At 67.7% G+C, this 7,787-nt stretch carries 9 protein-coding genes and 1 tRNA gene; 8 read left to right on the top strand and 2 right to left on the bottom strand.

Translation table 11 applies throughout. The features are described from left to right. The 5 genes from rplM to msrB all read left to right on the top strand — a co-directional run. A partial coding sequence (gene rplM / locus VGE49_RS05640; RefSeq protein WP_331033586.1) for a 50S ribosomal protein L13 occupies nt 1–405 on the top strand: 405 nt, incomplete at its 5' end. A 2-nt stretch (nt 406–407) separates the two neighbouring features. After that, nucleotides 408–893: a 30S ribosomal protein S9 gene (rpsI, locus tag VGE49_RS05635; protein ID WP_331033585.1), complete on the top strand. Its 486-nt coding sequence runs from the start codon at nt 408–410 to the stop codon at nt 891–893. Between the two features lie 71 nt (nt 894–964). After that, complete coding sequence (locus tag VGE49_RS05630) at nt 965–1,246, top strand: hypothetical protein (protein WP_331033584.1); 282 nt, start codon at nt 965–967, stop codon at nt 1,244–1,246. Nucleotides 1,247–1,371: 125 nt separating this feature from the next. After that, nucleotides 1,372–2,307, top strand: a complete 936-nt coding sequence (gene argC / locus VGE49_RS05625; protein WP_331033583.1) for an N-acetyl-gamma-glutamyl-phosphate reductase — start codon at nt 1,372–1,374, stop codon at nt 2,305–2,307. Nucleotides 2,308–2,338: 31 nt separating this feature from the next. Continuing rightward, a complete protein-coding gene (gene msrB, locus VGE49_RS05620; protein ID WP_331033582.1) occupies nt 2,339–2,836 on the top strand; it encodes a peptide-methionine (R)-S-oxide reductase MsrB in 498 nt (165 codons plus the stop codon). On the opposite strand, the gene VGE49_RS05615 is transcribed toward msrB, so the two are convergent. After that, the gene (locus tag VGE49_RS05615; protein WP_331033581.1) at nt 2,824–3,201 is read right to left on the bottom strand and encodes a hypothetical protein; all 378 of its coding nucleotides are present in this window, start codon (nt 3,199–3,201) and stop codon (nt 2,824–2,826) included. The two genes, msrB and VGE49_RS05615, sit on opposite strands and share 13 nt — an antisense overlap. Further along, nucleotides 3,198–5,165: a class I poly(R)-hydroxyalkanoic acid synthase gene (gene phaC / locus VGE49_RS05610; RefSeq protein WP_331033580.1), complete on the bottom strand. Its 1,968-nt coding sequence runs from the start codon at nt 5,163–5,165 to the stop codon at nt 3,198–3,200. Before phaC ends, VGE49_RS05615 begins: the two co-directional genes overlap by 4 nt. Before the next feature lie 64 nt (nt 5,166–5,229). Between phaC and VGE49_RS05605 the strand changes: the two genes are divergently transcribed. The 3 genes from VGE49_RS05605 to VGE49_RS05595 all read left to right on the top strand — a co-directional run bounded on the left by VGE49_RS05605 (nt 5,230) and on the right by VGE49_RS05595 (nt 7,742). Next, nucleotides 5,230–5,694, top strand: coding sequence for a hypothetical protein (locus VGE49_RS05605; RefSeq protein WP_331033579.1), 465 nt, complete (start codon nt 5,230–5,232; stop codon nt 5,692–5,694). A gap of 63 nt (nt 5,695–5,757) precedes the next feature. After that, nucleotides 5,758–7,560 carry a single-stranded-DNA-specific exonuclease RecJ gene (recJ, locus tag VGE49_RS05600; protein WP_331033578.1) on the top strand — a complete coding sequence of 601 codons (1,803 nt, stop codon included), beginning with the start codon at nt 5,758–5,760 and terminating at the stop codon, nt 7,558–7,560. 107 nt (nt 7,561–7,667) lie between these two features. Next, a tRNA-Glu gene (locus VGE49_RS05595) sits at nt 7,668–7,742 on the top strand. Nucleotides 7,743–7,787 lie beyond the last annotated feature (45 nt).

The raw sequence follows: 7,787 nt of genomic DNA, 5'->3' as shown, positions 1-7,787 counted from the left end.
GGCGTCGTGGTGGGCCGCCTCGCGACCTTCATCGCCAACCGTCTGCGCGGCAAGCACCTGCCGACCTACACCCCGCACGTTGACATGGGCGACTACGTCGTCGTCACCAACGTCGACAAGGTGGTGTTCACCGGCAAGAAGAACACCGACAAGGTCTACTATCGCCACACCGGCCACCCGGGCGGCATCAAGCAGACGACCCCGGAGAAGGTCCTGAACGGCCGCTTCCCCGAGCGCGTGCTCGAGAAGGCCGTTGAGCGCATGCTGCCGAAGGAAAGCCCGCTGGCCCGCAAGCAGATGACGCACCTGCGTCTGTTCGCCGGCGCCGCGCACGACCACGAAGCCCAACAGCCGCAGACCATCGACTTCAAGTCGGCCTCGGCCAAGAACGCCCGGAGCGCCTGAGCATGACCGACGTGACTGCTGAAGCCACCGGCTTCGACGCCCTGAAGGCCCTGGGAACCGTCGAGAACGACGCCCCGGTCTACACCCAGAAGCTGGACGCCCAAGGCCGCGCCTACTCGACCGGCAAGCGCAAGAACGCGATCGCTCGCGTCTGGGTCAAGCCGGGCACCGGCAAGATCACCATCAACGGCAAGGACCAGGAAGTTTACTTCGCTCGTCCCGTGCTGCGCATGATGATCGCCCAGCCGCTGACCGTTTCGGACCGCGCCACGCAATACGACGTGATCTGCACCGTCGAAGGTTCGGGTCTGTCGGGTCAAGCCGGCGCCATCCGCCACGGCCTGTCGCACGCCCTGACTCACTTTGAGCCGGAACTGCGCAAGGTCCTGAAGCCGCACGGCTTCCTGACCCGCGACAGCCGCGTCGTCGAGCGTAAGAAGTACGGCCGCGCCAAGGCACGCCGCAGCTTCCAGTTCTCGAAGCGCTAACTCGCAACCGCGAGTGGGAATACAAGGGCGCTTCGGGGAAACCCGGAGCGCCTTTTTCTTTGGAGCGGTTGATGCAGACGTCTTGGTGGCGAAGGGTGACTGCGAAGGTCTTTTCGGGGACCAGGCGTCGTTCACCCGGAGAAGTGGTCGCCTACTTGTCGAATTTCATTGAAGGGGAGGGGCGTCCGAATGACTGGGACGATTTCACCTCTGTCGATATCTCGGATCCCGAACTGGAAGCGATCCGTGCCGCAGCGGCGAACATCTATCTGCCGGTGAATGTCGATGGCGACCGACGACTGCGTACGCTTTTGGACGAAGCGCGAAGAGTCGAACAGGAGAGGCGCAGTTGATGTTGGGCCGACGATTTGGGGCAGCGTTTCAAGTCCGCTAAATTCTCGGGGTCAGTGCGACCCCTCATCCGACCCGCTACGCGGGCCACCTTCTCCCGCAAGGGGAGAAGGATCAGGAGTGTGACATGACCCACACCATCTTCATCGACGGCGAGGCCGGGACCACGGGGCTGGAGATCCGCGAGCGTCTGGAGGCGCGCAAGGATCTGGAGCTGATCCTGCTGGGCGACCGTCGGCGCGACGTCGCGGCGCGGCGCGAGGCGCTGAACAGCGCCGATGCGGTCATCCTGTGTCTGCCTGACGATGCGGCCAAGGAGGCCGTGTCGATGATCGAGAACCCCAGCGTGCGGGTCATCGACGCCTCGACGGCTTACCGGGTCGATTCGGCCTGGACCTATGGTTTCGCCGAGATGGACGCGGGTCAGCGCGCGGCCATCGCCGCCTCGACGCGTGTATCTAACCCCGGCTGCTATCCGACGGGCTTCATCGGCCTGATGCGGCCGCTGGTGCGGGCGGGGCTGGTCCCGGCTGGGCATCCGGTCACGGTAAATGCGGTGTCGGGCTATTCCGGCGGCGGCAAGGCCATGATCGCCGAGTTCGAGGCTGAGGGCGCGTCCACCGCCTTCCGCGCCTATGGCCTGACGCTGAAGCACAAGCACGTGCCGGAGATGACGAAGCACACCGGCCTGTCGCGCAACGTCCTGTTCGCGCCCGCCGTGGGGAATTACCGCCAGGGGATGCTGGTCGAGGTGCCGCTACACCTGTCGGTCCTGCCGGAGACGCCCTCGGTCGAGCGGCTGCATGGGGCGCTGGTGGAGGCCTATGACGGCCAGCGTTTCGTCGAGGTCGCCGATCTGGACGAGACCGAGGCCATGACCGGCATCGAGCCCGAGGCTTTGAACGGCACCAACCGGATGCGTCTGCACGTCTTTGGCGATCGGGGCGGCGAGCAGGCGCGTCTGGTCGCGCTGCTCGACAACCTGGGCAAGGGCGCCTCGGGCGCGGCGGTGCAGAACCTCAACATCATGCTGGGGCTGGACGAAGCGACGGGTCTAGTCTGAACCAAAAGCGTCAGGCCGCCGTATAGGGGGCATGGACGCCGTATTTGATCGAAGGTCCGTGCTGCTGGGCGGCGTCGCCGCCGCCCTGTCCAGTTGTGCGCCCGAGGCGGCGGACGCCTCGGAAGGGCGGTGGGCGTCGTCGCCCTTCCGCCAGATCAGCGACGCGGAGTGGCGACGGCGGCTGGGCGACGCCTCATGGCGCGTGCTGCGGCATGAGGGCACGGAACAGCCGTTCAGCAGCCCCCTGAACGACGAGCATCGGCGCGGGGTCTTTGTCTGCAAGGGCTGCGCCCTGCCGTTGTTCCAGTCGACATGGAAGTACGACAGCGGCACCGGCTGGCCCAGTTTCACGCGGGTCATGCAGGGCAATATCGGGACCAGGACCGACCGCCTGATCGGCATAGCCCGCACCGAATACCACTGCGCCCGCTGTCTGGGGCATCAGGGGCACCTGTTCATGGACGGGCCGCCGCCGACCGGGCGGCGCTACTGCAACAACGGCGTGGCGTTGAGCTTTCAGCCGGCCTGACGGGCCTTGATCGCGGACTGCAACGTCACGCCGAACCAGACCGCGCCGATGATGACCAGCAGGCCGTAGTCGTGGCCGGGGAAGAAGACCGGCACGGCGGCGGCGACGATCAGCACCAGAGGGAAAAGGCTGGCCCAGACGGCGGTCGAGGCAGCCTCCGGGTGGATCATCGGCGGGCGCTGCGTGCCCATGCGCTTGGTCATCATGCCGTTGAAGACGACGAACAGGACCGTGCAGGCCACGGCCAGCAGGACATACTTCAGCGTCTTCCCCGGCTCGCCGAACAGGCTGGCGGTGGCGACCAGAAGGGCCAACGGGACGGCGGTGGCGATCGCCAGCAGCAGATTGGGTTCGATACGCTTCAAGACTTCACTTTCACATAGGCGCCGGGCGCGGGCTCGATGGGTTTGAGCGGGCCGGTCTTGGGGTCGCGGGCGGGGGTCGGGTCGCCCGACCGGAGGCGCAGCCAGGCGGCCCAGTGGGTCCACCAGCTGCCAGGATGCTGTTTCGCCCCCGCTTGCCATTCCTCAAGCGTCTCGGGAAGGGCGGGATTGGTCCAGTGCTGGTATTTGTTGGCGGCGGGCGGGTTGATGACCCCGGCGATGTGGCCCGAACCGGCGAGCGTATAGGTCACGGGGCCGCCGAACAGGCGCGCCGAGCGATAGACCGAGTTCATCGGGGCGATGTGGTCCTCGCGGCTGGCCAGGAAGTAGAGGGGCGTCTTGACCATCGACAGGTCGATGCGCTGGCCGTCGATCTCGAACTGACCCTGGGCCAGGGCGTTCTTGCCATACATCTGGCGCAGATAGTCGAGGTGCAGGCGTTTCGGCATCCGCGTCTGGTCTGCGTTCCAGAACAAGAGGTCGAAGGCCGGAGGCGCCTTGCCCATCAGATAGTTGGACACGAAGAAGGACCAGATCAGGTCATTGGCGCGCAAGGCGTTGAAGGTGTCGGCCATGGCCGCGCCGGGCAGGACGCCGCCGGCGGCGTCCATCTGTTGCTCGATCTCGGCCAGCCAGTGCTCATCGGTGAACAGCAACAGGTCGCCCGCCTCGGCGAAGTCGTGCTGGGCGGCGAAGAAGGTGGCCGAGGCGACGCGGGCGTCCTTGTTCGCCGCCATGTGCGCCAGAGCCGCGCCCAGCAGGGTGCCGCCGATGCAGTAGCCGACGGCGTTCAACTGCTTCTGGCCGGTCTGTTCCAGGGTTTTTTCGACGGCGCGATAGACGCCCTTGTGCAGGTATTCCTCGAAGCCGAACTGGGCCTTGTCGCTATCCGGGTTGACCCAGGAACAGACGAAGATGGTGAAACCCTGGGCCGACAGCCAGCGGATCAGCGAGTTCGCCGGCTGCAGGTCCATGATGTAGAACTTGTTGATCCACGGCGGGAAGATCAGCAGCGGTATGGCGGCTTGCGTCTCGGTCGCGGCGTCGAACTGGATCAACTCGAACAGTTCGTCGCGCCAGACCACCTGACCGGGGGCGGTGGCGACGTTCTCGCCGACCTTGAACTGGCCGTAGTCGGCCTGGCTGATCTTCAGCTTGCCGTTTCCTCGCTCCAGGTCGGCGGCGAAGTTCTGCATCCCTTTCACCAGCGACTCGCCGCCCGTCTCGGCCAGAGCCTTCAGCGCAGCCGGGTTGGAGGCCAGGAAGTTGGAGGGCGAGAAGGCGTCGGTCAGCAGCCTGGTGAAGAACTCGGCGCGACGCTTCACGCGCGGATCGACGTCCTCGACGCTGGCGACCAGGCCGTTCATCCAGTCCGACGTGACCAGATAGGACTGACGCATGACGTCGAAGACGGGGTTCTCGCTCCAGGCCGGGTCGCGGAACCGCTTGTCGGTCGAGGGGGCGGGGGCGACATCCTCGCCCATGGCGCGACGGGCGGTCGTGGACCACAGGTCCATGTAGCGGCCGAACAGATCGGCCTGGGCCTGGAACAGCTTTTCCGGGCGGGCGGCCAGACTGGTCATGACCGAGGTCATGGCCGGGGCCACATTGAACGGATCGGGGGACAGGGCGGCAGGGCGATCGGCCTGCGACAGGGCCGCCTCGGCGATGGCCGACTGGGCCGTCATGGCGGCCTTGGCCAGGTTCAGCGACAGGGTTTCCAGCAGATGCCGCTGATCGGCGCCGAAGGCGAAGGGATCGGCGGCGGCCTCGGGCTGAGGCGGCGGGGGTGTCTGCGGCTGCGCAGCGGTTTCGGCAGGCGATTCGGGAGGAGGGGGCGGGGCCTTCTTGGCTCGAGGCTTGGCCGAGGTCGGGCGCCCCGATTTGCGCGGTGCCGCCGCAGCGGGCAGCGGCGCGGGGGGAGCCTTGGTCGGGCGCTTGGCCATGGGCGAACCTCCGGAACCGGCGCGCGTCGGGTCGCGAGCCTTCCTACGGAAGCGATGATGGCATATGACCGGGGTCGAGATGAACGTGTTCCTGTCGAAAAAGACGATCCTGCCGGCGATGACCGGCCTGCTGCTGGCTACGGGCGGCTGCGTGGGCTCGTTCGACCCGCAGACGGACATGACATCGCCGGTCGCGCCGCGCATTCAGGAACTGGTGGACTCCCACCGCCAATACCCGCGCTGGGCCGATTTCCCGGCGACGCCGACAGACCTGCCGCAGCCGGCGCAGGTGGCGGCGAACGTCAATGCGCTGAACGCCGAAAGCGGCGCCCTGGCCCGCCAGGTGGCGAGCATCGACTGGACCTTGGACGGCGATCCGGCGGCCTTTGTCGAATCAATTAACCGCCGCTTCGACCCGGCACGCATGGCCCCGATCGGCGCCCAGACGCCGGAAGAGGTCGAAGCCTTCGCCGAGGCCCTGCGCCGCCGCGCCGCCGCGCCGCCGCCGATCGACCGCCCGCGTCCCTGACCGACATCTCGTCGCCTGAGCGACAGAATCCCGGAATGATGGCCGGGCTGACAAGGATTCCTCATGGCTGACGGTGGAAACAGTCCCGCCTTCCTCGACGTGTCGCGCTCGCTGTCGGGGCGCGCCTGGCGGCAGCGCCCGGCCGAGGCGGGGACCATCCGCGCCCATATGCAGGCCCTGAACCTGGACGAGCCGATGGCTCACGCCCTGGCGGCGCGTGGCGTGGCGGCGGACCAGGGCGAGAACTTTCTGCGGCCAACGCTGCGGGCCCTGTTCCCCGATCCGTCCAGCTTCATGGACATGGACACGGCGGCGACGGCGATCATCGACGCCCTGCAGGCGGGCAGCAGCATCCATGTCTTCGCCGACTACGACGTGGACGGGGCGTCCAGCGCGGCCCTGCTGGTGCGCTGGTTCCGCACTTTGGGCGCGGACCTGCCCATCTATGTCCCCGACCGCCTGACCGAGGGCTATGGTCCCAGCGCGCGGGCCTTCGACACGCTGAAGGCGCGGGGCGCCGATCTGGTCATCACCGTGGACTGCGGGGCTGCGGCCAATGAAGCGGTGGCCCACGCCGCCGCCATCGGCCTGAAGGTCGTGGTCATCGACCACCACATGATGCGCGAGGAGCCGCCGGCCTGTCTGGCCGTGGTCAATCCGAACCGGCCGGGCTGCGGGTCAGGCCAGGGCAATCTGGCGGCGGCGGGGGTGGTCTTCGTCCTGCTGGCCGCGTTGAACCGCGAGGCGCGGGCGCGGGGTTTGTTCGAGGGGCGGACTGAGCCCGACATCCGCCAGTGGCTGGATCTGGCCGCCATGGGCGCCATCTGCGACGTGACGGGGCTGACCGGCTTCAACCGGGCCCTGACCAGCCTGGGCCTGAAGGTCATGTCTGACTGGAAGAATCCGGGGCTGAAGGCCCTGCTGGCCGCCGCCGGGGCCGAGCCGGGACCGGCCAAGTCCAATCATGCGGGCTTCATCCTGGGCCCGCGCATCAACGCCGGCGGGCGGATCGGCAAGTCGGACCTGGGCGCGCGTCTGCTGTCCACCGACGATCCTGACGAGGCCAGGATGCTGGCGCAGGAGCTGGATGGCCTGAACATCGCCCGGCGCGAGGTCGAGGCCCAGGTGACGGAACAGGCCGTGCGCCGGGTCGAGGCGACGGGCGCGCACGCCGACGAGTCGGCTCTGGTCGTGGTTTCGGGCGAGGACTGGCACCCCGGCGTGGTCGGCATCGTCGCCGGGCGCCTGCGCGAACGCTGGAGGAAGCCGGTCATCGTCATCGGCGTGGACGCCGTCAACGGCGTCGGCAAGGGCTCGGGCCGGTCGCAGCCGGGCATGAACCTGGGCCGGGCGGTTCAAGCCGCATGGAACGAAGGCGTGCTGATCGCCGGGGGCGGCCACGCCATGGCGGCGGGCCTGACAGTGGCGGCGAACCGGATCGACGAACTGCGGGCCTTCCTCAACGACCGGTTGTCGGGCGAGCGGGCCGAGGCTGTGGCCCAGGACTGGGTCGAGGTGGACGCCCTGATCGACCCGCGGGCGGCGACGCGCGACCTGTTCGAGGCCTTCGAGCAACTGGCGCCCTATGGCCCCGCCAACCCCGAGCCCCTGTTCGCCCTGCAAGGGGTGCAGGCGCGCGAGCCCGTCGCCATGAACGGCGGCCATGTGCGCTGTCGTCTGGTCGGACCGGACGGCGCTTCGGTGAGGGCCATCGCCTGGCGCTGCGCCGACTTGCCGGGCGGCAAGGCGCTGCTGGCGGGGCAGGGCGGGTTGAACCTGGTCGGGCGGCTGAAGGCCGACGACTGGAACGGTCGTCGCGGCGTGCAGTTCGAGATCGAGGACGTGGCCGACCCGCGCATGGCCTGAGGTTTTGGCGTAGCCGAGCGCAGGTCTTTGAAAAAGTCGCACAAACTGCGCAGCAACCGCTTGCAAGCGGCGGAATCGACGGCTATTACCCCGGTCCTCCGCGCAGCGGTCCCTTCGTCTATCGGTTAGGACGTCAGGTTTTCAACCTGAAAAGAGGGGTTCGACTCCCCTAGGGACTGCCACGCGGAGCTTTCCTCAAGCATTGTCGGAATAGTCGAGGCAAGCTC

This window comes from Brevundimonas sp. (assembly GCF_036405315.1).
Taxonomy (GTDB): Bacteria; Pseudomonadota; Alphaproteobacteria; order Caulobacterales; family Caulobacteraceae; genus Brevundimonas.
The sequence above is the reverse complement of the archived record's forward strand: the minus strand, read 5'-3'. Positions and strand labels throughout refer to the sequence as shown.

Bases quoted from the DNA above. Each gene is read 5' to 3' on its own strand.
- argC (WP_331033583.1), top strand. From the start codon at position 1,372: ATGACCCACACCATCTTCATCGACGGCGAGGCCGGGACCACGGGGCTG.
- VGE49_RS05630 (WP_331033584.1), top strand. From the start codon at position 965: ATGCAGACGTCTTGGTGGCGAAGGGTGACTGCGAAGGTCTTTTCGGGG.
- VGE49_RS05605 (WP_331033579.1), top strand. From the start codon at position 5,230: ATGACCGGGGTCGAGATGAACGTGTTCCTGTCGAAAAAGACGATCCTG.
- phaC (WP_331033580.1), bottom strand. From the start codon at position 5,165: ATGGCCAAGCGCCCGACCAAGGCTCCCCCCGCGCCGCTGCCCGCTGCG.
- recJ (WP_331033578.1), top strand. From the start codon at position 5,758: ATGGCTGACGGTGGAAACAGTCCCGCCTTCCTCGACGTGTCGCGCTCG.
- rpsI (WP_331033585.1), top strand. From the start codon at position 408: ATGACCGACGTGACTGCTGAAGCCACCGGCTTCGACGCCCTGAAGGCC.
- msrB (WP_331033582.1), top strand. From the start codon at position 2,339: ATGGACGCCGTATTTGATCGAAGGTCCGTGCTGCTGGGCGGCGTCGCC.